The organism is Nitrosospira sp. Nsp1, from assembly GCF_900100985.1.
GTDB lineage: Bacteria > Pseudomonadota > Gammaproteobacteria > Burkholderiales > Nitrosomonadaceae > Nitrosospira.
Map to the genome: position 1 here is coordinate 1 of NZ_FMUF01000021.1, position 23482 is coordinate 23482.

23 protein-coding genes and 1 pseudogene are annotated in these 23482 nt (G+C 51.9%); 11 read left to right on the forward strand and 13 right to left on the reverse strand.

Features of this window, described 5'->3' with window-relative positions:
• Positions 1–270, forward strand: a pseudogene (locus tag BLP78_RS11975) (IS5/IS1182 family transposase); the annotation flags it as partial.
• 291 nt (positions 271–561) lie between these two features.
• On the opposite strand, the gene BLP78_RS11980 reads toward BLP78_RS11975, so the two are convergent.
• Entirely contained in the window at positions 562–1476 is a 915-nt protein-coding gene (locus BLP78_RS11980) for an MlaA family lipoprotein (protein ID WP_090459562.1), read from the reverse strand.
• 353 nt (positions 1477–1829) lie between these two features.
• Positions 1830–3368 carry a murein biosynthesis integral membrane protein MurJ gene (gene murJ, locus BLP78_RS11985; RefSeq protein WP_090459503.1) on the reverse strand — a complete coding sequence of 513 codons (1539 nt, stop codon included), beginning with the start codon at positions 3366–3368 and terminating at the stop codon, positions 1830–1832.
• 449 nt (positions 3369–3817) lie between these two features.
• Between murJ and rpsT the strand changes: the two genes are divergently transcribed.
• Positions 3818–4084, forward strand: a complete 267-nt coding sequence (gene rpsT, locus BLP78_RS11990) for a 30S ribosomal protein S20 (RefSeq protein WP_025040602.1) — start codon at positions 3818–3820, stop codon at positions 4082–4084.
• A 177-nt stretch (positions 4085–4261) separates the two neighbouring features.
• Here the strand turns inward: rpsT and BLP78_RS11995 are convergent, their stop codons facing one another.
• The gene (locus tag BLP78_RS11995; RefSeq protein WP_090459505.1) at positions 4262–5038 is read right to left on the reverse strand and encodes a slipin family protein; all 777 of its coding nucleotides are present in this window, start codon (positions 5036–5038) and stop codon (positions 4262–4264) included.
• A 29-nt stretch (positions 5039–5067) separates the two neighbouring features.
• Positions 5068–6465, reverse strand: coding sequence for an NfeD family protein (locus BLP78_RS12000; RefSeq protein WP_090459507.1), 1398 nt, complete (start codon positions 6463–6465; stop codon positions 5068–5070).
• 144 nt (positions 6466–6609) lie between these two features.
• On the opposite strand from BLP78_RS12000, the gene BLP78_RS12005 reads away from it, so the two are divergent.
• The 5 genes from BLP78_RS12005 to BLP78_RS12025 all read left to right on the forward strand — a co-directional run bounded on the left by BLP78_RS12005 (position 6610) and on the right by BLP78_RS12025 (position 13108).
• The gene (locus BLP78_RS12005) at positions 6610–8589 is read left to right on the forward strand and encodes an aminotransferase class I/II-fold pyridoxal phosphate-dependent enzyme (protein WP_090459509.1); all 1980 of its coding nucleotides are present in this window, start codon (positions 6610–6612) and stop codon (positions 8587–8589) included.
• Positions 8590–8951: 362 nt separating this feature from the next.
• A complete protein-coding gene (locus tag BLP78_RS12010; protein ID WP_090459511.1) occupies positions 8952–10124 on the forward strand; it encodes an aspartate aminotransferase family protein in 1173 nt (390 codons plus the stop codon).
• Positions 10125–10212: 88 nt separating this feature from the next.
• Positions 10213–11136 (forward strand): ornithine carbamoyltransferase, encoded by a 924-nt coding sequence (gene argF, locus BLP78_RS12015; protein ID WP_090459564.1) that lies wholly within the window; start codon positions 10213–10215, stop codon positions 11134–11136.
• Positions 11137–11310: 174 nt separating this feature from the next.
• On the forward strand, positions 11311–12552 hold the full coding sequence (locus BLP78_RS12020; protein ID WP_371128881.1) for an argininosuccinate synthase: 1242 nt from the start codon (positions 11311–11313) through the stop codon (positions 12550–12552).
• Positions 12553–12622: 70 nt separating this feature from the next.
• A complete protein-coding gene (locus BLP78_RS12025) occupies positions 12623–13108 on the forward strand; it encodes a YajQ family cyclic di-GMP-binding protein (RefSeq protein WP_090459512.1) in 486 nt (161 codons plus the stop codon).
• A 406-nt stretch (positions 13109–13514) separates the two neighbouring features.
• On the opposite strand, the gene BLP78_RS12030 is transcribed toward BLP78_RS12025, so the two are convergent.
• The 6 genes from BLP78_RS12030 to BLP78_RS12055 all read right to left on the reverse strand — a co-directional run bounded on the left by BLP78_RS12030 (position 13515) and on the right by BLP78_RS12055 (position 17344).
• Positions 13515–14231, reverse strand: coding sequence for a type 1 glutamine amidotransferase (locus tag BLP78_RS12030; RefSeq protein WP_090459514.1), 717 nt, complete (start codon positions 14229–14231; stop codon positions 13515–13517).
• A gap of 156 nt (positions 14232–14387) precedes the next feature.
• Entirely contained in the window at positions 14388–14906 is a 519-nt protein-coding gene (locus BLP78_RS12035; protein ID WP_090459567.1) for a FecR domain-containing protein, read from the reverse strand.
• Positions 14907–15013: 107 nt separating this feature from the next.
• Positions 15014–15433 carry an ExbD/TolR family protein gene (locus BLP78_RS12040; RefSeq protein WP_090459516.1) on the reverse strand — a complete coding sequence of 140 codons (420 nt, stop codon included), beginning with the start codon at positions 15431–15433 and terminating at the stop codon, positions 15014–15016.
• A complete protein-coding gene (locus BLP78_RS12045) occupies positions 15433–16197 on the reverse strand; it encodes a MotA/TolQ/ExbB proton channel family protein (protein ID WP_090459518.1) in 765 nt (254 codons plus the stop codon). The genes BLP78_RS12040 and BLP78_RS12045 overlap by 1 nt, the downstream gene beginning before the upstream one ends.
• Before the next feature lie 3 nt (positions 16198–16200).
• Positions 16201–16881 carry an energy transducer TonB gene (locus BLP78_RS12050; protein WP_090459519.1) on the reverse strand — a complete coding sequence of 227 codons (681 nt, stop codon included), beginning with the start codon at positions 16879–16881 and terminating at the stop codon, positions 16201–16203.
• A complete protein-coding gene (locus BLP78_RS12055) occupies positions 16862–17344 on the reverse strand; it encodes a thioredoxin domain-containing protein (protein WP_025040589.1) in 483 nt (160 codons plus the stop codon). Before BLP78_RS12055 ends, BLP78_RS12050 begins: the two co-directional genes overlap by 20 nt.
• Before the next feature lie 722 nt (positions 17345–18066).
• On the opposite strand from BLP78_RS12055, the gene BLP78_RS12060 reads away from it, so the two are divergent.
• From BLP78_RS12060 to BLP78_RS12075, 4 genes are all read left to right on the forward strand, one after another.
• On the forward strand, positions 18067–18639 hold the full coding sequence (locus BLP78_RS12060) for an RNA polymerase sigma factor (RefSeq protein ID WP_090459568.1): 573 nt from the start codon (positions 18067–18069) through the stop codon (positions 18637–18639).
• Positions 18636–19004, forward strand: coding sequence for a DUF3619 family protein (locus tag BLP78_RS12065; protein WP_090459521.1), 369 nt, complete (start codon positions 18636–18638; stop codon positions 19002–19004). The genes BLP78_RS12060 and BLP78_RS12065 overlap by 4 nt, the downstream gene beginning before the upstream one ends.
• Entirely contained in the window at positions 18986–19369 is a 384-nt protein-coding gene (locus tag BLP78_RS12070) for a DUF3106 domain-containing protein (protein WP_090459523.1), read from the forward strand. Before BLP78_RS12065 ends, BLP78_RS12070 begins: the two co-directional genes overlap by 19 nt.
• Positions 19370–19449: 80 nt before the next feature.
• Entirely contained in the window at positions 19450–19929 is a 480-nt protein-coding gene (locus tag BLP78_RS12075) for an RDD family protein (RefSeq protein ID WP_371128882.1), read from the forward strand.
• A 124-nt stretch (positions 19930–20053) separates the two neighbouring features.
• Here the strand turns inward: BLP78_RS12075 and tldD are convergent, their stop codons facing one another.
• The 3 genes from tldD to BLP78_RS12090 all read right to left on the reverse strand — a co-directional run bounded on the left by tldD (position 20054) and on the right by BLP78_RS12090 (position 23423).
• Positions 20054–21514 (reverse strand): metalloprotease TldD, encoded by a 1461-nt coding sequence (gene tldD, locus BLP78_RS12080; protein WP_090459524.1) that lies wholly within the window; start codon positions 21512–21514, stop codon positions 20054–20056.
• A gap of 34 nt (positions 21515–21548) precedes the next feature.
• Positions 21549–22412 carry a carbon-nitrogen hydrolase family protein gene (locus BLP78_RS12085; RefSeq protein WP_090459526.1) on the reverse strand — a complete coding sequence of 288 codons (864 nt, stop codon included), beginning with the start codon at positions 22410–22412 and terminating at the stop codon, positions 21549–21551.
• A gap of 417 nt (positions 22413–22829) precedes the next feature.
• Positions 22830–23423 carry a GNAT family N-acetyltransferase gene (locus BLP78_RS12090; protein WP_090459528.1) on the reverse strand — a complete coding sequence of 198 codons (594 nt, stop codon included), beginning with the start codon at positions 23421–23423 and terminating at the stop codon, positions 22830–22832.
• Between the last annotated feature and the right edge of the window lie 59 nt (positions 23424–23482).

The window sequence follows — 23482 nt, forward strand, 5'->3', positions numbered from 1 at the left end:
CATCTGGTAATGGATCGCGCCTACGAGGGGAATGAAACACGGCAACTGGCGTTGGATCTTGGTTTCATTCCGGTAGTCCCGCCCAAGGCCAACCGCGTTGAGCCTTGGGAATACGACAAGGTTATGTACCGGCGGCGTAACGAGATTGAGCGACTGTTCAGGAGGCTGAAAGGATTCCGCCGTATCTTCTCCCGCTTTGAGAAACTGGATGTAATGTTCACTGGCTTCATCCACTTCGCTTTGATCGTCGAAGCACTTAGATTGTGTTAACAGGCCCTAGCAGAAAGTAGATTGGTTCACGCCGAAACGGGAGCGTCCGGCAAGTCGCTAAGTGTTGCGGTACGCCCGGAAAGGCCAAACGTTACCGTACCAGTGCCTAAGGGACGCTACGGGTTATTGGCTGCGGGATTGCTGTGGGCAGGTAGGCGCGAATATAGCCGGCAACGCAATCATTTACCTAAAACAACCATGGATTGCGTTGCCTTCGCGATTAGGGAACGAAGTAATATCTTTATAAGGAAGCAGAAGGAACGCAGGCGATTTCAATTTCAGAATTCAAAATCAATCGTTATCTTCATCCTCTTTTGGCTGAGGTGGATTTCCGTCATGCACCAAATTGCGCCGCCGCTGGAGGTAGGCTTCACGCATGAACTCGTATTTATCCAGCGCAGCCTCGTCCAGTGTTTTCTCGGATTTGAGCAAGCCAGCGCGCGTGTCGGCGGCTCTGCTTGCGCCTATCGCCGGACCTATGAAGGGAGCAACGAAGAAGCTTCCGACAAAAACAGGATCGGAAGCTGCGTCGATTAAACGCGCGCCCGCATCACGGATAGAGCTGGGACCGAAAAAAGGAAGCACCAGATAAGGACCGCTTGCAACACCGTGATACCCCAAGGTTTGCCCAAAGTCTTCATCATGTTTTTCCAGGCCGACATCGCTCGCCAGATCAAATATTCCCACCAGGCCAAAAGTGGTGTTGACTATCACCCGCATGCCGCTGGTCGCCGCATTGCCGAATTTCAGTTGCAGAAGGTTATTCAGCGTAACCGGTATGTCGTTGATGTTTGAAAAAACATTCCCCACCGCAGTTTGCAGCGGGTCGGGCATCAGCCATCTATAACCTTTGGCCACCGGCCTGAACACATAATCGTCAGCGGATTCGTTGAACCTGAATACGGCGCGATTCATCGGTTCCCAGGGGTCTCTTTTACTAAAACCCGGATAGGTCGCCGGTGGGGCGGCATTCTTGAATACTGGACCTTCAAACGGTTCCCGCTGTTCTTTTATCAGGTTATCAGTCGTTGGGACAATATCACTAACCGACGCGTTCGTGCTCGTGTTGAGCAGGACACCTGTATCATCCGAAGCGCTCGAGTTTATATTGGCCGAGGTGATGGTATTCGTATCGGTGATTTTATCGGCTGTGGTGTTCTTGTTGGTTGTGGCGCAACCAGTGAGGAGAAACCCCAAAAACACCATTGATACGGTGGAATATCTGACAAAGTGAGTCATGGTCGGGAGATAGAATGTTCTGCCATTGATGGGGGTTGATTAACCTAACCATTATAGGGTTAATCCAAGCGGTGCGTGCGAATTTTTTCCAACAAAAAAGAGGGGTTTTTCTTGTGCTTTCTTTTCGATGAACACGCCTGTCGAAAGAAATGACCCAATGCAAAGAAAAGACCTGTTTATAAGGGATTCGCCCGAGCTGATCAGCAAAAGACATCGGAAAATAAAGGTGGAACGGCCTTAATTCATGTGCCCGGTCTCCGACCCTCGAACCGGCCTTGATCTCAACGCCTATGTTCCGATATCAGGGTTCATGTTTATGCTTATTCCGCACCCCGCCGTGAGAAGTTCTTGAGACGGAAACCGAGCAGCCATAATGTGAAAAAGTAACTGGTTGCACCGATGATCACCACCCACGTCAGCCGTACCGCGCGCTCGAAAGTGGAGCCCAGCAACCACGACGCGTCGCCACCCGAGGTGAACCATAGCGTTACGCCCATAATCGCCAGCGCTATCGATATCTTCGCTATGAATATTGCCCATCCCGGCTGGGGTTGGTAGATTTGATGACTGCGCAATTTGTAGTAGAGCAATCCGGCGTTAAGGCATGCGCCTAGCCCGATAGCCAACGCCAGTCCGGCATGGCGCAACGGTATAATGAATGCGAGGTTCATTAATTGAGTAGCAACAAGTGTGATGATGGCAATTTTTACGGGTGTCCGGATATTCTGCCGGGCGTAAAATCCGGGAGCCAGCACTTTTACCAAAATCAGCCCCAGCAGTCCCGAACTGTAAGCCACTAACGCATTGCGCGTCATCCATACATCGTTGGCGGAAAATTCGCCGTGATAAAAAAGGGTGGTGATGAGCGGTGTCGCAAGCAGTGCCAATGCCAGTGCCGCCGGCAGCGTTAAAAGCACGGTCAGGCGTAGACCCCAGTCCAACAGGCGACTGTATTCCTCAGTACTGTTATCCGCATAATGCCGGGACAGCGACGGCAGTAATACCGTCCCAAGCGCCACCCCTAGAAGGCCTGCGGGAAATTCCATCAAACGATCGGCATAGTAGAGCCAGGAAACGCTGCCGGTGACAAGAAAAGAAGCGAATATCGTATTGATCAACAAGCTGATCTGGCCGATCGATACACCGAACACCGCCGGCCCCATTTGCTTGATGACGCGCCATGCGCCGTTATCTCTCGATCTGAGACGCGGGCGTGGCATTAATTTGATACGCATGAGAAACGGTACCTGGAAGGCTAACTGGAGCACGCCGCCGATGAATACGGCCCATGCGAGCGCCAGTACCGGTGGGTCCACCAGGGGAACCAGCCACAGCGAACAGCCAATGAACGACAGGTTGAGCAATGCCGGGGTTAACGCCGGTACGGAAAACCTTCCAAAGGTGTTGAGAATGCCCCCCGCCAGTGATACAAGCGAGATAAAAAGAATGTACGGAAACGTGATACGCAGCAGTTCCACTGTTAATGCGAATTTCTGCGGGCTGGCGCTAAAGCCCGGTGCGCTTACGTAAATTATGAGCGGCGCAGCAATGATGCCTATGGTCGTGACTAAAAATAAAGCGATGGACAACAGCGTCGCCACTTGATTGATTAGCTCACGTGTTTCTTCGGGTGTGCGGCGGTTCTTGTATTCCGCGAGTATTGGCACGAATGCCTGTGAAAACGCACCTTCGGCAAATAATCGGCGCAGCAGGTTGGGAATGCGAAAGGCCACAAAAAAAGCATCGGTTGCGACGCCTGCGCCAAAAATACGGGCAATGAGCACATCCCGAACGAATCCCAGGATACGGGATATCATCGTCATTCCGCTGACGGTAGCGAGGGCTTTAAGCAGATTCATGGATGAGTATGTTAACCTGAATCTTCCCTGGGGTTCGGTTCGGTAGATGAACAACCGAAAAAGTTACGCATGAACCCATGAGTAAGCCTCTTGACAAAAATATTCCGGATTTACCCACAATCAGCAACAATCGGCAGGGTAAGGATTAACTCACCCACGATAAAGCAATGATGATCTGTAGGGCAGGTTTCACCCGCCGCGTCAAGCTGACAAGTTCGCGAGTATATGGGGACTCCCCCTAAGCATCACGTTGCAATGGCGCCGGTGTGAAGGTCGGCAGGAAGCTCGATAGCGTGAGGATCAATAGATATCTTTGAGAAGAACCGGTTGATGTTTCGAACATCGTGAGACGCTCATGGCTTATAATACTCCCCAGTTTTCCTTGCAATATGCCGGAAACATCCGTATCATTCAAAAAATTTGCGTAACATTTAATTCGAGGAATTTTAATGGCCAATAGTGCACAAGCCAGAAAACGTGCGAGACAAAATGTCAGCCAGCGCGACCGCAACACGAGCCTGCGCTCAGAATTGCGCACCGCGATCAAGCATGTGAGAAAAGCTATCGAGTCTGCCGATAAAACCATTGCGCAGGCTGCGTACGCGGCTTCCCTCGGTACGATAGATTCCATTGCGGACAAGGGTATCATCCATAAGAATAAGGCAGCTCGCCATAAAAGCCGGTTATCTGCCGCGATCAAGACGATGGCCGCCTGATCGTTCGGCCGCACAAAAAAAGCCCGGATTACCGGGCTTTTTTTATATGTCCAGCATGGGCATACTCTTGTGAGTGAAAGTTCCACCGTAAGTTGATCGCAGCAAACGAAGTGGAGCTGGAGCGCAACTGCATGAGGCAACCGTGTATGGAAAGGAAGATGGAGCGGAGCTCCCGTGTCAGTGAACTTCTGGATTGCGATTCTTGAGGACATCCATCAGCGGCGATACCAGGTCCATAGGTATCGGAAAAATAATGGTATTGGATTTATCGCTGGCGATGTTCGTAAGCGTCTGGAGGTAGCGCAACTGCATTGCCCCGGTTTGCTGCGAAAGAATTTGCGCCGCTTGCATCAATTTGTCCGATGCCTGCAATTCGCCTTCAGCATGAATCACCTTTGCCCGCCGCTCACGTTCCGCCTCCGCCTGTCGGGCAATGGCTCTTATCATGGATTCATCGATATCCACATGTTTGATCTCGACGTTGGATACTTTGATGCCCCACGCGTCCGTCTGAATATCCAGCACCTTCTGAATATCCAGATTGAGCTTCTCACGTTCCGCCAGCATTTCATCCAGCTCATGCTTGCCCAGCACCGAGCGCAGGGTAGTCTGTGCAAACTGACTGGTAGCGGCAAGGAAATTTTCCACCTGAATGATGGATTTTTGTGGATCGACTACCCGAAAATACACCACGGCGTTGACTTTTACCGAGACATTGTCGCGCGAAATCACGTCTTGGCTGGGGACATCCATGACGACAGTACGCAGGTCGACTCGCACCATTTTCTGAATACCGGGGATTATGATGATCAAGCCCGGGCCTTTTACATTTTGAAAGCGGCCAAGCAGGAAGATCACCCCACGCTCATATTCGCGTAATATGCGAAATGCCGAGAAAAGCACTGCGATAAGAATGATAACGAGAGTACTGAAAAAACCGAAATTGGCTAACATGGAAATCTCCTTTTGGTTATTTCTCTGCCTTATTTCTCTGTCGGGATTACATGTAAAACCAGACCGTCGATTCCTGTTACACGCACTTTCTGCCCTCGGGCCAGAGGTTGCTCACTATGGGCGCTCCACAGCTCGCCATGAACGCGCACCATGCCCTCGCCCGAAGTATCCTCCAGCATCTCGCCTATGGCACCGATCATCGCTTCATGGCCGCTGACGATGGGGCTGCGCCGTGACTTCAGCGCCATGCCGACGACGAAAATCAGGAATAATGCGCTAGCCACGGATATCCCTGCGATCATGGGCCACGGAATGCCGTAGCCGGGGAGATCGGTGTCGATCAGCATCAACGAGCCGGCGATAAAAGCAATCATCCCGCCGACGCCAAGCGCACCGAAGCTTGGCAGGAAGGCTTCCGCCGTGATAAATGCGATGCCGAGCAGAATCAAGGCAAGTCCGGCATAGTTGACCGGCAGCAACTGGAATGCGTACAGGGCAAGCAAGAGGCAGATGGCGCCCGCCACGCCGGGCAACACAAAGCCTGGATTGGAAAACTCGAAGAACAATCCGTAAATGCCGATAAGCATCAGTATGTACGCGACGCTGGGGTTGGTGATGACGGCCAGCAGTCGCGTGCGCCAATCGGGCTCGACAACCTGTATTGTGGCTGAAAGGGTATCAAGGGTGAGGTTCTGCCCGAGTATGGTCACTTCCCGGCCATTCAGCTGCCTTAACAGATCCGGCACGTCAGCAGCGACATAATCGATGACGTTGAGATTCAGCGCGTCGACCGCTGATAAGCTTACAGCTTCATGCACAGCGCGTTCCGCCCATTCCACATTGCGTTTTCGCATCTGCGCCAGCGCGCGGATATAAGCGGCAGCGTCGTGGATCACTTTGCGCGACATTGCGTCTTTTTTCGGCATCTTGTCTTCCGTCGCTATATGCTCACCGCCGCTCTCGTTTGCCTGATTTGCGGATGAGTCCGGAGACGGTTTCGGCCTGGATTCCGGCTCAGGCCCGGGCTCAGGCAAACCGCCGATCTGTACCGGGGTCGCCGCGCCCAGATTGGTACCGGGTGCCATCGCTGCGATGTGGCTGGCATACAGGATATAAGTTCCGGCACTCGCTGCCCGCGCCCCACTCGGCGCCACGAAGGCCGCTACCGGCACGGGTGAGGCAAGAATGCCGCGTATGATCTGCCGCATCGAGGTATCGAGGCCGCCCGGTGTATCCAGCTGCAATACGACAAGTAGCGCCCCCTCAGCGGCTGCACGCTCCAAGCTGCGCTGGACGAAGTCAGCGCTGGCCGGCGCAATAGGACCGTCTACCGTCGTTACCATCACCGGCGCTGCCGGAACGAACGTCGGCAACAGGAGCAGTATCGCTGCCATGCCACTACGCAGCATGAGGACGAACAGTTTCATTCTGTCACTATAGACTGTTCCAATCCAGGCTGCATTTCAGCCGGGAAAAATGCGACTCGCGCAGTTTATTTAGAGGTCCTGCGACTTGCAATCATCATTGTTTTGGCGCATAAAGCGATTTTCATATTTTAAGAAACGGTGTTCATGAAGAAACCGACGAGCCGAATTCTCATCATCAATGACGAGAACCTGATACTGAAGGAATTCATCAAGGGATTGAATGGGGCCGCCAAGTCCCTGGAAAACCCGTTGGGCATCACTTTTGCCGGTGTTACCACCGCACGCGAAGCACTGCAAGCGATCCAGGATGACGGCGATATTCAATCGGTATTGGTGGACGATACGCTTTATACGCTGAGAAATGGCGAGAAGAGTTCCCGCAACCTCCAAATGACCGCATTGAAGCTGGTACAGGAAATTACCCGTTTTCGCCCTGAACTGGATATCTATATTTTAATTGCCCAGGAGAAAGAAGATGAAGTGGTGGATGCCCTCTTTACTGAAACAGTCGATGGCTATTTCTACCGCGAAGAACGTGATTATCGGGGCATGTACCGCATCCTTAATGCTCAGCTTCAGGAAAAAGCACGCACACCTTTTTATGATCAGCTCAAGAATTACGTATTGATGGCAAAGGATGCCTGGCATACGCCGGGTCATTCCTCAGGCGATTCGCTACGCGACAGCCCGTGGGCCAGCGATTTTTATCAGTTTATCGGCGAGCATATTTTCCGTGCCGATCTATCGGTCTCGGTACCGATGCTCGATTCGCTGATGGAACCGACCGGTGTTATCGCCGAAGCGCAAAAGATTGCGGCAAAAGCATTCGGCGCGCGGAGAACCTTCTTTGCAACCAATGGCACCTCCACCGCCAATAAGGTGATATTCCAGACATTGCTCGCCCCGGGCGAGAAACTGTTGCTGGATCGGAACTGCCACAAATCCGTGCATCATGGAGTCGTATTATCCGGCGCTCATCCGATTTATCTCGACTCATCCGTCAACAAGAAATTCAGTGTTTATGGGCCGGTACCGAAACAGACGCTGTTCAATGCCATTGAAGAACATTCCGATGCACAGGCGCTTATCCTGACCAGTTGCACTTACGATGGCCTACGTTATGATTTGCCGCCCATCATCAAGGCAGCTCATGCTAAAGGTATAAAAGTTATCATCGACGAAGCCTGGTACGGTTTTGCCCGTTTTCATCCGGCTTTCCGCCCGACGGCGCTGGAGGCGGGCGCCGATTACGCGACCCAGAGTACGCACAAAGTACTATCGGCTTTTTCTCAGTCCAGCATGATTCATATCAATGATCCCACCTTCAATGAACACCTGTTTCGCGAGAATTTCAACATGCATACTTCCACCAGTCCGCAGTACAGCATGATTGCAAGCCTCGACGTCGCCCGTAAGCAGGCGACGCTGGAAGGGTACAAGTTGTTGTCGCGCACCCTGGAATTGGCGAAGGAGGTGCGCGAGCAGATCAATTCGACCGGCGTCTTTCGCGTGCTGGAACTTGCAGACCTGCTGCCCGATGAAGTAAAACATGACAATATCCAACTCGACAGCACCAAGGTTACCGTGGACATTTCCCGCTGCGGCTTTACCGTGGAGGATTTGATCCGGGAATTGTTCGAGCGTTATAATATTCAAGTAGAGAAGTCTACATTTAATACCCTTACTCTGCTTCTTACCATTGGTACTACCCGGAGTAAAGTATCGCGCCTGTATGATGCACTGATGCGAATCGCGCGTGAGGGTCGTGCCCCCAGAAGGCTCTATCAGATTCCGGAGATTCCCGGTTTTACCGACCTTAGGTATCTGCCGCGTGACGCGTTCTACTGCGGTGGCGAACTGATGCCTTTGCTGGATGAGCAGGAACGTATAAATAACGATCTGGATGGCAAGGTTTGCGCAGATCAAATTACTCCCTACCCGCCGGGTATCCCGGTGCTGGTGCCGGGGCAAACGATTACGCGCGAGGTCGTACAATACCTGGTCAGCATGTTACGTTCCCAGAAACGCGTTGAAGTGCATGGAATCGTTTACGACGGTTACCTGCCATGTTTGAGGCTGCTTACCGCTGCTGAGGAAAAGGGCTTGAAAAAGCTGGTTAAATAGGTAAAGATAAGGGGTCGCACATAACCCGGATGTTTCATAAATTGACGCGCGCCCGCAATCATCACGCGAATTTATGAAACATCCGGGCTAAAAATTATTCTTGCGGCGCACGGCGGCTTTGGCCGCCGTGCCGCTTTCAGGCTTGGCAAACATGAGACCCAACTATGGAATTCCTGAACAAGTCCTTCGCGGACCCGACGGCGGCACCGTCCCATTTGGACTGCAGCAGGAAGATACCTCTACCCTGGTATTGATCCTTTCCCGGCTTTGTATAGTCGGCCCCTGCATTCGCTTTGCGCCACACAATCATCCGGTTTTTCCGGCGGTTTATTTCACATAGAATTTATTCAGAGGCCTCTTAAATGTCCAATTTGATGAACACCTACCTGCCGCTCCCCGTTACATTTGCAAGGGGAGAGGGGGTATGGCTGTGGGATGAGGAGGGCAAACGTTATCTCGATGCCCTCGCCGGCGTCGCCGTGTGCGGCTTGGGGCATTGTCATCCAGAGCTTGTGAAGGCGCTTTGTCATCAGGTCGGGACGCTTATTCATACTTCCAATCTTTACCATATCGGAAAGCAGGAGCAGCTAGCCAGCCAGCTTGCCATACTATCTGGCATGGATAATGCGTTTTTCTGCAATTCGGGCGCCGAAGCGAACGAAGCCGCAATCAAGCTGGCAAGGCTATATGGACATGGTAAAAATATCGATCTGCCCACCATTATCGTAATGGAGAAATCCTTTCACGGTCGAACCATGGCAACCTTGACTGCAAGTGGCAATCGCAAGGTGCAGGCAGGTTTCGAACCGTTGCTCACCGGATTTGCGCGGGTTCCATACAATGACCTGGAAGCAGTGGCGCAGGTGGGCGTGCACAACAAGAACGTTGTCGCCATATTGGTTGAACCCTATCAGGGCGAAGGGGGCGTGAATGTGCCGCAAGCAAGCTATCTGCAAGGATTACGCCACTTGTGCGATCAGAACGGCTGGTTGCTGATGCTGGATGAGGTGCAATGTGGGATCGGCCGCAGCGGTAACTGGTTCGCTTTCCAGCACAGCGGCATCGTTCCTGATGTGGTAACACTGGCCAAGGGCCTGGGTTCGGGTGTGGCCATCGGCGCCTGTCTGGCAAAAGGTGTGGCATCGGAAGTATTCAAACCCGGTAATCACGCCTCGACTTTTGGGGGCAACCCGCTGGCTTGTACTGCTGCGCTGACCACGCTCAGAGTAATCGAGGAAGCCGATTTGCTGAGGAATGCGATGGAGGTGGGCGACTTCATGCGCAGTATGTTCAAGGCACAGCTCGCCGACTTGCCCGATGTAAAACAAATTCGCGGTCAGGGATTGATGATCGGCATCGAACTCTCCAGACCTTGTAGCGAACTCGTAATCGCAGCGTTGAAGAAAGGACTTTTGATCAACGTAACCTCGGATAAGGTAGTGCGTCTGCTGCCGCCGCTAGTGATTCAACGGAGCGAGGCCGAACAGGTGGTAAACATCCTGTCCGGTCTGGTGAAAGAATTTTTGGCGGCATGACAAAATAGTTAATCTCGAAAAATGAGCCTTGAAAAACACGACCAGTTCATGTTTTTCCAAATCGGCTCAATCTATGGTTCAGCATATCATGCAGATCAAGCATTTTTTACAGTTCAACGATTTCTCCCGGGAGGAGTTCGAATATCTGTTCGAACGTACACGCTGGATCAAGCATGAGTTCAAGCAATACCGGCGCTATTGGCCGTTGCAGGACCGTACGCTCGCCATGATTTTCGACAAGCATTCGACTCGTACCCGGCTTTCGTTTGAAGCCGGTATGCATCAGTTGGGTGGTGCAGCAATTTATTTATCCACCCGGGATACCCAGTTGGGTCGAGGCGAACCGGTGGAAGATGCAGCGCGCGTGATCTCGCGTATGGTGGATATCGTCATGATCCGCACCTATGAGCACGACATCATCAGGCGTTTTGCGGCGCATTCGCGGGTGCCCGTTATCAACGGACTGACCGATGAATATCATCCCTGCCAGATCATGGGCGATATTTTTACTTTTATTGAGCAATTCGGCAGTATCTCCGGCAAGACGGTGGCGTGGATTGGAGATTCGAATAACGTCTGCAACACTTGGCTCCAGGCAGCTGAGGTGTTCGATTTTAATGTACATGTCTCCACGCCTCGCGGTTACGAAGTGGAGCCGGAACGAGCCGGGCTCTATGGCACAGATCATTATGAGGAATTTGCCGATCCGCATGATGCAGTGAGAGATGCGGATCTCGTGACGACGGACGTATGGACCAGCATGGGTTTTGAAGCGGAGACCGAGGAACGCAAAAAAGATTTTGCGGATTTTCGCGTAGATGCGGAAATGATGTCCTGCGCCAAGAAAGAAACGCTGTTCATGCACTGCCTGCCTGCCCATCGCGGTGAAGAGGTGGCGGCGGAGGTTATCGACGGTCCTCAGTCCATCGTATGGGAAGAGGCCGAGAATCGTCTGCATACCCAAAAGGCACTGATAGAATATCTACTGTTGGGAAAGCTGGAAGAGATCTGATAACTCGAATTTCAAACAGCTATCCCCTTCTCGCGGCTGATGGAGCAGTTATGTAGGATGGGTAAAGCGCAGCGTAACCCATCAAGATCCGTTATAGCGCGGCACCATCAAGTGTCCATAAAAGGCAAAGTTGTATTACAAAGAACGAATTCGCGCATTTTTTACGAGCCAAGCATGAAAAAAATAAAGCAAGTTGATGTGTCTAAAATTAATAAGGTTGTTCTTGCGTTTTCCGGTGGTCTGGATACATCGGTAATTTTAAAGTGGCTGCAGGATACTTATCAGTGTGAGGTGGTAACCTTTACTGCCGACATCGGGCAAGGAGAGGAAGTAGAGCCGGCACGCGCAAAGGCGATGCAATTAGGGGTGAAAGAAATCTTCATCGAAGATCTGCGTGAAGAATTCGTGCGTGATTTCGTTTTTCCCATGTTTCGTGCCAATGCGGTATATGAGGGCGAATATCTGCTTGGCACCAGTATCGCCCGGCCGTTGATCGCCAAACGGCAAATCGAGATTGCGCAGCAAACCGGAGCAAATGCGGTTTCCCATGGGGCAACGGGGAAGGGTAATGACCAGGTGCGGTTTGAGCTCGGCTATTATGCACTGCAGCCCGATATCCAGGTGATCGCGCCATGGCGCGAATGGGACCTTACTTCCAGGGAAAGCCTTTTGAATTATGCGGAAACACATGGCATTCCGGTGGAGATGAAGAAAAAAGGCGGTTCCCCTTACAGCATGGACGCCAATCTGCTGCATATTTCCTATGAAGGTCGAATCCTTGAAGATCCTGCGCATGAGGCGGAGGAATCCATGTGGCGATGGAGCGTATCGCCTGAGAACGCGCCGGATAAGGCGGAATACATCGAGCTGGAATTCGGGCAAGGCGACATCATCGCCATAAACGGCCAGAAGCTCTCCCCGGCGGCGGTACTTGCCGAGCTTAATCAGTTAGGTGGCAAGCACGGGATCGGGCGTCTGGACCTGGTGGAAAATCGTTACGTCGGCATGAAATCCCGTGGATGTTATGAAACTCCCGGTGGCACCATCATGCTGCGCGCGCATCGGGCCATCGAATCCATCACCCTTGACCGCGAGGTGGCCCACCTGAAAGACGAACTGATGCCGCGCTATGCCGAACTCATTTACAACGGTTACTGGTGGAGTCCGGAACGCAGAATGATGCAAACGATGATTGATGCGTCCCAGGCACGTGTAAACGGCTGGGTGCGAATAAAGCTCTACAAAGGAAATGTAATCGTGGTCGGACGAGACTCAAAAACAGATTCTCTGTTCGATCCGCACATTGCCACTTTTGAGGAAGATCAGGGCGCATATAATCAAATGGATGCGGCCGGATTCATCAAGCTCAATGCGCTACGGATGCGTATCGCCGCAAATTTAAAAAACAGGCAATAATTATTGGGGTCGCACCTCATATTTACTCAGCGTATCAACTTGCCGCAGCCCCGAACCAGGAAGAGATATCATGCCATCATTCGACATTGTCTCCGAAGTTGACAAGCAGGAAGTCAGGAACGCAATTGACCAGGTGAACAAGGAAGTCACCACGCGCTTTGATTTCAAGGGATCGGACGCGCGCGTGGAGCAGGCGGATTACACGCTTACTGTTTACGCAGATGACGACTTCAAGCTGAGCCAGGTTCTGGATATTCTGATGGCCAAGCTCGCCAAGCGCGGTGTCGATGTACGCTGCCTGGACGAAGGGAAGTCGGAAAAAATCAGCGGCAATAAAGTCAAACAGCAAGTCACGGTTAAAACGGGGGTGGAAAGCGAGCTTGCAAAAAAGATTATCAGACTCATCAAGGATAGCAAACTCAAGGTACAAGGCAGTATCCAGGGTGAGGCAGTGCGTATTTCAGGTGCAAAGCGTGATACCTTGCAAGAGGCGATACAGCTCGTCAAGAAGTCGATTACCGAATTTCCGCTGCAATTCCAGAATTTCCGCGAATGATTCACGATATTATCCTAAATCCGGTAGTTGACCGCTCATTTGATAGATCAGTATTATGATTAATAACAATATTTCATATTAGTTGACGCTCGCCTTCCGAGTGAGGGCGCTACAGGGTGAATTGCACGGTTTTTGCGGCACATGGCTGCGTTGCAACTCCTTGGAATGGAACGGCGCCCCGAAGCGTCGCCCGAGGGGCCCCGCGCAGCGGGGATCGGGCAGCGAAGGGGATGCCGCGATCGCGCTCCACACGCAAGGGGGCGCCCCGCATCCCGCTTCGGGGTCGCACCTTCCTGCGAAAGGCACTGCTCCGCCCTGCGCGGTCGCATTCCGCGTCGTTACGCCTTGCCCTGCACCTCAAAAACCGTACACTTCCCCCCGTCCAACTACCGGATTTAGGATTATTTCACTCGGTTGTTTTGTTCATAAGACCGGAAATCCAACGCTCATATAAGCGGCAAGCGACCTGATTCAGTGCCGATACCCGCTCGACCAGGTTCGTCTGTATTGCCTCTGCCGATTGCACCGATGGTCCAGGGTTGTTGGCAATTTCCTCAGCGCCTGCTTTGCACCAGGCCTTCACCATTTCCTCAGTCATTTCGACATGGCATTGTAGCGCGAGATGCATGCCCATTGCGAATGCCTGATTTTCGCAATAGGGACTCGAAAGCAGGAGAGCCGCTCCCTCCGGAATGGTAAAACCTTCGCCATGCCAGTGGAACGCCTCAAAGTTCGACAATTCTCCAAACCAATCACATGCAATAGGATTGTCCGCAACGTTTACTCCACCCCAGCCGATTTCGCTGACTGGGCTCCTGCTTACCACTCCCCCCAGCGCTTTCGCCATCAATTGCCCGCCGAGGCAATGGCCCAAAACCGGAATATCGTCTCTCACCGCCTGTCGGATTAATGCAAGCGCTGGCGCAATCCACGGCAGATCATCGTTTACGCTCATGGGTCCGCCCATGAATACCAGCCCGCTAAAATAGTCGGCACGGGCAGGCAATGCCTCATTGGCGTCGATCTTGACGAGCTGGTAAGGAATAGAATGGGAATCCAGAAATGGCGCAAGATAACCCGGACCCTCTATAGGAAAGTGCCTGAAGATTGCAACGGGTTTCATGAAGCGCGCTATTTACAGTTGATGCGCCTGAGGTTGGCGCCGAGGCGAATATTGCTCTGCTCCTGGTGTCGGTGCAGTGCTGAGGAGAATGATTGAATCATATAGCGGTATCGGTAGCGCATTGGCGGGTTGGCTGCGTGACGCTGTGCCGGATTCTTATTGATTTGGGCGCCACGCCGCTATGTCCGCATCCGCAATCACTCTCTGGCCGGTGACTCTTATGCCGTCGAAATCCGCCTGTTCGTGAGCGCCGACCAGATAGGTTCCCATCTCTACCAGAATCTCCACCTGTCCGTCAGCCACCGCAATAGTGCCGCCATTCACTCGTTTACTGACGCTAAAACGGGTGCCGATATCGTTGATATACGTAGTACCGACTTTCACTTGCAACTTGCCCGGCCCACCGCCTTTGGCGTCAAAATAAGCATTGCCTCGCAGCAATTCGATCTGGGGAGGCTCCGCGTTGCTGACAGTTATGCTGCTGTCGGCATCCAGGCTGATGTCAATATTCGGTGTGGCGGTAATGGTCAGCCGTTCTCCTGGTACAGTTTGGTGGATTCGGGTGGCCATGGGCTTGGCGATGAACCATGACATTAAACCCAGACCGAGAGCCGTGGTAGCAATGGAACCATGCAGCAGGAGGCTTCGCCATCGGGTGCGAGCAGCTAGAGCCATATAATCCTGACCGCTGAGGCAGTAAGGCGTTTGCCACATGGTGTGTATATGCTCGAATTTCTGGCCATTGACATCCCGTTTCCCCAACTATGTTTTGGCGGCCGTTACTATTGTGTAGTCGGATCGGTAACAAATCCAATTCGTACTAATCCGGCTTTTGCTGCGATAGACATCACCCTTGCCACGTGCTCGTACTGGACATGCTTATCAGCGCGGATATGCAGTTCGATATCGGGATTCTGTTTTGCCGCTGCGGCAAAACGGGGTGCCAACTGATCCATGGTTACCGGTTCACCATTCCAGTATAGGCTAGCGTCGCCCCGAAGCGCAAATTCAACGTGATCCGGTTGCGTAATATTTGGGCTACTCGACGCTTTCGGCAGATCGACTTTAACTGAATGGGTCAGCAACGGTGCAGTGATGATGAAGATCACAAGTAATACCAACATCACGTCCACCAACGGCACCACGTTGATTTCGGACATCGGCATCTGACGGTTGCCGCCGTTCATGCTGCCAAATGCCATCACGACCTCCTTTCATTGGGTGCAATCGCGGGATTCATTGCGGGGGTGACTACGCGCAGCAGGCGCTCATCCCCAGCAGAGCTATTATTTTTCGCACCCACCGCAATCAGTACAAATAGATCGTGAGCAAAGGCATCCAGGCGCGCCAGCCAGATGCGGTTGCGCCGCACGAATGTGTTATAGGCCAAAACCGCCGGAATTGCCACGGCCAGTCCCAATGCCGTCATAATCAACGCTTCACCTACCGGACCGGCCACTTTATCCAAGGTACCCTGGCCGGATAGTCCGATTTGTACCAGCGCATGATAGATGCCCCACACCGTGCCGAATAGCCCGATATAAGGCGCAGCGGAACCTGCCGAGGCTATTACCGTGAGTCCGTTTTCGACGCGTGTCGCTTCTTGGTCGAGGCCGTTACGTAATACGCGTGTAATGAACTCGCTGGCGCCGCCTGCCGCAGCAAGCTTTTGCAAGCCGTGTTTTTCAGAGTCAGCCGCAGCCTCGAGCGCAAGTTGCGCAAGTTGCTGAAACGCGTTATCACCCGAGCCTTCGTGCAGCGTCGAGTTGACCTCCTGTAGCGAACCAGCGCTCCAGAAACGCTTGAGAAAAGCTTCGGCGTGCCGGTTCGCCAGAAAATTGGAGATACCTTTGGTGAGTATGAGATACCAGCTCGCCACCGAAAGCGTAAGGAGCAGTACAAGCACGCTGATACCGACGCCATCGAGCTGGGTGAGAAAATTTGAAAAGCCGAGACTTTTTTCCATCGATCAATCTCCTTGGAGTACAAAGTTGAAGGGTTGCAGAGCAATGGCACGGGCCGGCTGGCCATTGCGTACGGGCGGATTGCATCGCCAGGTTTTTACCGCGGCCATGGCGGCTTCATCCAGACGCTTAAAACCGCTACTATCGATTACCTGTACTACGTTAACATGACCTTTTTCGTCCAGTTCCACTCGCAGCATCAGCTTGCCTTCTTCGCCGAGTCGCCGTGAGAGGGCGGGATAAGCGGGCGCATTCAGTTCGGGGCACGCGACAGATAGTTCCGAGGAGAGCGTAACGGGCCCCGGTGACATCTGAGGAGGAGCGGCTACCGCCACTGGCTCCGGTGCTGGTTCGGGCTCGGGTTCGGGAAGGGAAGGGGGGGCGACCCGCTCACTTTCGGCCACTACCGGTTTTTCCGCAACCAATTGCTGTGATTTAGGCTTCTTTGGCGGTTGAGGCTTGGGCAAGGGGGGAGGTGGCTCAGGCTTGGATTCTTCCTTCGGCTGGAAGGAAGGGATAAAATTGACCATCAACGTCGCCAGTTGTTGCGGCGGGGGGATCAATTGTTGCTTGAATAGATAGTAGAGTAGTGCCCCATGAACGGCAAGGACAAACATCAGGCCGGGTAAAAAGGCAGGATTGTGCTTCATCGCTTTATATTCGATATCACGAGTCGGTTGTCGCATTGCGCGCTAGCCAATCTTCTACAAACTTCTTGTTGATGAGGCCGGTCTTGGCCTCACGTTGGTGCTTGCGATCATAAAAATATGCCCGAGGTATTTCACCATACCAGCGACTATCGATTTCAAAACGCAAGCGTTCTGGCATGTCCTCTGCAAAAACCCATTGCTCAACCTTGTTCATACCGTAGCTCTCTGCCCGGGAGACGAGTTGAGGCGTGTCGCTTACTGTATCGGTGGCAATCAATACGACGTCCAGCTTGGGATGGCTGCGTTTGAGTTCGCTCAACATCTTCAACTCGGTCGGGCAATATTGGCATTCAAGAGACCACAAGACGAGAATGAAAGGCTTGCCTTCCCGGGGCGAAAGAACCTTCTGGAGACTCCCCGAGGTAAAAGGGCGAACGCTTTCAGCGGCAGCGACGGCCGTTACGAAACTTAGTATTAACATGAGAACTAAATGGCGCATTATTGAATGTCCTCCGCTGGGCCAAGTATGAGGGACAGCTTCTGTTGACTACCCATGAGCAGTGGTAAAATAACGGTACGATTCGTGATCAGAGCAGAAATTACAGATACAACAATTAACGGGCATTTTTACCATTAAGCCCGGCTCGGGCCCGAACATCAGTAATGTAAATCTAATTAAGAATCAATCGCAATCCGAATTTAAAATTTTACCACTAAACTTGGATATCTACGTATAGATATTATAGAGAGCGATACAGAAATTTTTAGGTTGAAGGCCCCTGCCGGATTTTCCGCAGATTGAAACAAGGCCATAATAGGCGTGAAATATGATTATCACAATGCGGCATATTGTCGCATGCGCGCAAGTCTGAGCTCGGCAAAATCCCGATGCTAACCCCTTCAGATTCCCAATCGGCTGGAGCACAGCATGGAAGTCGGAGTTGATAGCGCGTTCCAGAATCTTTCGCGCTGCTTTACGTGCAACTGCTTGGCGAGGAAATATGGCGCTTCACCTTGGTTCACTGTCGACAAACGAGCCATGTCACAGCGGGCCTGATTGGTATATGTCACTTTTCGCTTTTATAAACTCTTGAGGTATCAGAGCGTTATGGATCGGCTTTCTTGGAGGTAAACTGTTCCGGCAAACCAAAAATTTGCTAGTATGGCAGCGGGGACGTGAGATCATCTCACGTTTTTTCATTTTTCCAAGGGCGAACCCTCCTGGCTACTCAACAGGAACTTTCCGGTTTTTTAGCTGAAATCGAACGGCGCGCGTATAAACAGGCATTGTTCGCGGTAAGAGACGAACATCTGGCGCTGGATGTTGTTCAGGATTCGATGACGAAACTGGTTGAAAAATATCCTGGCAAACCATTGGAAGAATTGCCTCTCCTGTTTCAGCGTATTCTCCAAAATACTATAAGGGATTTTTACCGACGCCAGAAGACCCGCTCCTTGTGGACTACCCTATTTTCATCATTTATACCCCGCAATCAGGAAAAGGAAAATGAAGATTACGATCCGCTGGAAACTTTACAGCTGGATGGCCCCTCCAATTTTGGTGATCCACATGAGCAATTGGAACAATCGCAACTTCTTAATTTACTGGAAAAAGCGATTGAAACCCTCCCAGCACGTCAACGACAAGCTTTTCTTCTGCGTTACTGGGAGGAGATGGATGTTGCAGAAGCGGCAGCGGTCATGGGGTGTTCTGAAGGAAGCGTGAAAACTCACTGTTCGCGTGCAACCCATCGCCTTGCTGCACTGCTGGAAAAAAATGGAATCGAGTTATGAACGAACACGAAGTAGGTAAGAAGATAACGAAGTTATTGGATCTCGGCCTTGATGATATCAAGCAGAGTACGCTAAACCGACTCCAATCTGCACGCAGAGCTTCCCTCGAAAACTACCATATGGCCGAGTCAGTGGCGAATGTCGGCCAAGGCGCCTCAGCGCGGAATGGGAATGAATGGCAGATCAAGACTGGAAAGCTGCTATCGATTATTGCGCTGTTATTTGCTCTGGCAGGTATTTTCTATTGGCAGACCCTACAGCAAAGCGACGAAAATGAGGAAATTGATATCCTGGTGCTTACCGACGACTTGCCGATAAACGCTTATCTAGACGACGGGTTCGATGCATGGCTAGATCAGCACTAGCAATAGCGTTCTGTTTATGTTTTTCACTTTCCGCCGACGCCTTATCCGACGAGCCTTCCTGGGAGAAATTGAAACCGCAGCAAAGAGAAGTCCTGGCTCCGCTTGCGCAGGAGTGGAACAACATGGACTCCGCAAAAAAAAAGAAGTGGCTAGGCATTGCCAAGCGATATTCGGGCATGACCCCTACAGAGCAGCATCGCACTCAGTTGCAGATGCGCGACTGGTTTTCGCTCACTCCAGAGCAGCGCGAGCTGGTCCGGGAGAAATATAAAACCATTAAAAAACTGCCACCGGAGAAGCGTCATGAAATAAAGCGAAAATGGCGCGAATACGAGCAGACACCCGAAGATCACAAGGGAAAATAGCAGATGAACGCGCTAGTTCCAAATATTTCTGGCGCTCTATCAGAGCAAGAACATCATTTAAAAAATAACAAGAACGTCCTGTGAGTGAGTTTTCTGAAGCGATAAAAATCGCCTCCCCGGGATTGGGGCGACGACTGCTGAGCATGCTTTACGAATTTCTCATATTGATTGCCGTTCTGTTTATTGCCGGCTTTGTTTTTCATCTTGTGTTCCGGGATACCAGTTCCCTATTTTTCCGGCCTGGGCTTCAGCTTTATCTCCTGGTAATTGCGGGCATGTATTTCACCTGGTTTTGGACCCATGGCGGACAAACGCTGCCCATGCAGACCTGGAAGCTTCGGGTGGTTAGCGCCAGCGGAGATCGGGTTTATCTGAAACAGGCGCTCGCACGCTATTTATTTGCTGTGATCGGTATTTTTTTCTTTGGCGTCGGAATAGTTTGGGCGTTATTCGATCGCGACCGTCAATTTCTGCATGACAGGCTGGCCGGTACTAGAATCGTGAGAATTGAGGGTAAGGCGGAGCAAATTTCGGATGAGAGCGACACAACCGGAACGTAGCTATTTATACCCTCGGTTGCGGATTATCGATGTTATGCGCGGGGTTTCAGCTTCAGAAAGTGGCTGATTACCGAAGTTCGCAGCGCTAGCGGAGATACTCCAGCTTATTTGCGATTTATGGCCCTTAACCGGTTCCGCCTACCGTCAATCCATCTATGCGTAGTGTAGGCTGACCAACGCCCACCGGCACACTTTGGCCCTCTTTACCGCAGGTACCGACACCGGGATCAAGCGACATATCGTTGCCGATCATCGAAACCCGAGTGAGTATATCGGGACCGTTGCCTATCAGCGTTGCACCTTTCACCGGATAAGAAATTTTCCCATCCTCGATCATGTACGCTTCCGCAGCGGAAAATACGAATTTCCCGCTGGTGATATCCACTTGGCCGCCTCCAAAATTCACTGCGTATAAACCATGCTTCACCGACGCAATGATCTCCTCAGGACTTTTATCCCCGTTCAGCATATACGTATTGGTCATGCGCGGCATAGGAATATGGGCGAACGATTCGCGTCTGCCGTTACCGGTGACCGGGACGTTCATTAGCCGCGCGTTCAAGCTGTCCTGAAGGTAGCCCTTCAGTATCCCGTTTTCGATCAAGACCGTGCACTGCGTGGGATTTCCCTCGTCATCGATATTAAGCGATCCGCGCCGCCGTGCGAGCGTACCATCATCCACCACGGTAACGCCCGCCGCAGCGACACGTTCGCCGATGCGGCCAGAAAATGCGGAACTACCTTTGCGATTAAAATCTCCTTCCAGTCCATGGCCGATGGCCTCATGCAACAGTATTCCTGGCCAACCCGCGCCCAATACTACCGTCATGGTTCCAGCCGGGGCAGGTTTTGCATTCAGGTTGACGATGGCCTGATGTACGGCTTTCTCAGCATAATCGCGCAACACTTCGTCCGTGAAATACGCATAATCAAAACGTCCACCCCCTCCGGCGACACCTTGTTCCCGTTTCCCATTCTCTTCAGCGATGACTTGCACCGAGATCCGCACGAGAGGTCGGACATCAGCTGCCAGCAGGCCATCGCTCCGCGCCACCAGCACTACGTCATACTCTCCCGCGAGAGACGCCATAACCTGGATAATGCGCTTGTCAACTGCGCGCGCGTAGCCCTCGAGTTTTTCGAGCAACGCCACCTTGTCGGTATCTTTGAGGCTGGCGATAGGATCCTGGGGCAGATAAAGTTCGCGTCCCTTGCTGCGCCTGACCGCTTGTACCGACTGCCCGACACCGGTACGCGCAATGGCGCGGGTAGCTTCGGCTGCCGAAGCGAGAGCAGGCATGCTGATATCGTCGGAATAGGCAAACGCCGTCTTGTCGCCGCTCACGGCGCGCACACCCACTCCCTGATCAATATTAAAGGTGCCTGATTTGACTATGCCTTCTTCCAGAGCCCAGCCTTCGGAACGACTATATTGAAAATACAGGTCGGCATATTCGACATGGTGCGTAAGCATTTGACCAAACACCTTCTGCAGCCCGGCGGTATCTATCTGGTGAGGCGCCAGCAGGCACTGGTTGGCGGTGGCGAAAAGATCGCCAGGTTGAATGATGGGTTCTGTGATCATGATATCCAGGGGTCCAAAAAAATCATCGGTAATCTTAACAGTGATGCAAGGTACGGTGATTCAGCGCAGGCAAGCTATTGCGCAAACTGGCCTGATATTCAGGGTTAATCTCCGCAATCACTACGCCTGCTCCGCGTGGCAGACGATTGAGTACTACCCCCCAGGGGTCGACAATCATGCTGTCTCCATGCGTTTCCCGCCCATTGATATGATAACCCCCCTGTGCGGGAGCAACCACATACGCGAGATTTTCAATCGCACGGGCACGAATCAATGTTTCCCAATGCGCCTTGCCGGTAGTTGCGGTAAAAGCAGCCGGAGCAAAAATGATATCCACTTGTCCCATGGAACGGTAAAGCTCCGGAAAGCGCAGATCGTAACAAATCGAAAGACCGATCCGGCCAAACGGCGTCTTCAACGCCACGACTTCACAGCCCGCTTCGATAGTTTCTTCCTCGGCATAGCGCTCGTTCCCGAGCTCCAGGCCAAATAGATGTATCTTGTCGTATCGGGCAACCTGCTTCCCTTTGTCATCATACACCAGGCAACTATTTCTAACCTTGTCCGGCTTCGACGATACCAATGGTATGGAACCGCCCACCAACCAGATACCGAGGCGCTTCGCGATATTGCTCAGGAATTCCTGTATCGGCCCGCTATCCACCTGCTCGCGCACCGCTACCTTATCCGCATCCTCCATGCCCATAATACAGAAATATTCGGGTAGCGCCGCCAGCCTTGCCCCTTGGGCGGCGGCTATTTCAAGTAGTCGGGCAGCCTCTTCCAGGTTGCCGGCTATTTTTGGTCCCGCCGACATCTGAATGGCGGCAATACGGATAGGCCCGCTTTTTACTTCTCTTGAGATATCCGTGTCGCGAACGGCTGAGTTATCAAACATTATGATGCAGATTCCATAGACCGCAATAAGAAGGCTTCAGTTCACCCACACTTGGCGCCCCGGATAAATCAAGCGTGCAAGCGTGCAGCGTGATAAGGCAGGTGAGACAGAGTAACTGAAAACGATATCTTTATAAAGGGCGCGCTTAAAGCGAAATGTAGTGAAACACCGTGTAGTGAAACACCGCATACCATTTTCATTTTACCGTTCTGCTTGGTCTCACGTCATTATTACACCGGGCTCAGACTTGACGAAGTTGCGGGCAAAACCACGAAAAAGCCATCTCTTGGTATTCCAATTAAAGGGCATTTACTAAGCGGGGTTCGGAGTGACCGTTCTACAAGAATTCAGGAGCGCGATACTCGGCCCCGCTTTGGTAAAGATACTACTGGCAGACAAACGCCCTATTAAAAATAGTCAGCGGTTGACAGATTGACTTTGACCTGCCCGTTCTTGAGAGATGATTCTGCGAAGCTCTAATCTGAAGGGCTTATTCCTTATACGCAGGGAAATTTCGATTACAGTTGCCACACGATCCCAGCCAGCGCTTTCGAACGCTCTTAAGGACGGCATGTTCGATCGCCAGATGCGCGCATACACATATTTGAACCCTCTATGAGACATATCTCGTGTAGCGAATTGTATGAGGCTTTTACCGATGCCCTGCCCGCGCATTTCGGGAAGAACGAATAACTGCACTAACTTTGCTTCTTGATCTGTGAGCGGCCAGAAGTTTCTTTTTTTATAGCGCTCACCGTGCCAGAAAAAACATAGACCGACGATTCGAGAGCCTTCAATACAGGCATACGCGTGAGCATTCTGGCCATGATACCAAGCTTGATCGACAATTATCCTGTCTCTGGCGCTGTCAATTTCCTTTTTTTCGATCGTCTCAAACCTTAATTCCTTTGTTAATAATGGTTTTTCTCCCGCACAGTAGCGCCCATAGATATGGTAGAAGGAATAATCTCGAAGCAAAAGCCGAGCCAAGCTTTTAAGGTATTTTGTCATGAACAATCTCAGGTTCCGAATACCAGCACCGTAACTTTATTGACTTCAGGAATTCAGCT